This window comes from Arthrobacter sp. FW306-1B-F12A, from assembly GCF_058781865.1.
In genome coordinates, this window is sequence record NZ_JBYSXD010000116.1 from 1 (window position 1) to 836 (window position 836).

The 836-nt window shown below is 73.6% G+C and carries 1 protein-coding gene; it reads left to right on the forward strand.

Annotated elements, in window-relative coordinates:
- Positions 1-836: fibronectin type III domain-containing protein (locus tag AC3WJU_RS22465; RefSeq protein WP_492260929.1), on the forward strand; the 836-nt coding region annotated here is incomplete at both ends.

Genomic DNA, 836 nt, shown 5'->3' on the forward strand with positions numbered 1-836 from the left:
ACCGTCGTGCTCTGGTTCAACGTCCACCTCGACGGCTCCAGCCCGGCGGATGACACCTGGATGTACCTGGACGACGTCACCCTCACCAACACCCAGACCACCCCCACCGCACCCGCAGCCCCCACCGGGGTCACCGCGGCCGCCGGGAACGCCTCAGCCACCGTGACCTGGACGGCCCCGGCCAACGGCGGCTCCCCGATCACCTCCTACGCGGTCACCCCGCACGCCGGAACCACCACCCTGGCCCCGGTCACCGTGACCGGCAACCCGCCCGCGACGACGGCGAACATCACCGGACTCACTAACGGCACGGCCTACACCTTCACCGTCACCGCCACGAACGCCATCGGCACCTCCCCGGCGTCGGCGGCCTCGGCCGCAGTCACGCCGACCGCGGGGGCCACCGCACCCGCAGCCCCCACCGGGGTCACCGCGGCGGCCGGGAACGCCTCAGCCACCGTGTCCTGGACCGCGCCGGGCAACGGCGGCTCGGCGATCACCTCCTACGCGGTCACCCCGCACGCCGGAACCACCACCCTGGCCCCGGTCCCCGTCACCGGGAACCCGCCCGCGACGACGGCGAACATCACCGGACTCACTAACGGCACCGCCTACACCTTCACCGTGACCGCCACGAACGCCGTCGGCACCTCCCCGGCCTCGGCGGCCTCGGCACCGGTCACCCCCACGGGAACAACGACCTCGGCCATCACCAACGGCGGCTTCGAATCCGGGCTCACCGCCTGGACCACCGCCGGGGTCAGGGCACCCGTGGCCTCCACCACCGCCCACACCGGCACCGGCTCCGCGCTCCTGGGCCTGGCCTCAGGAACCGA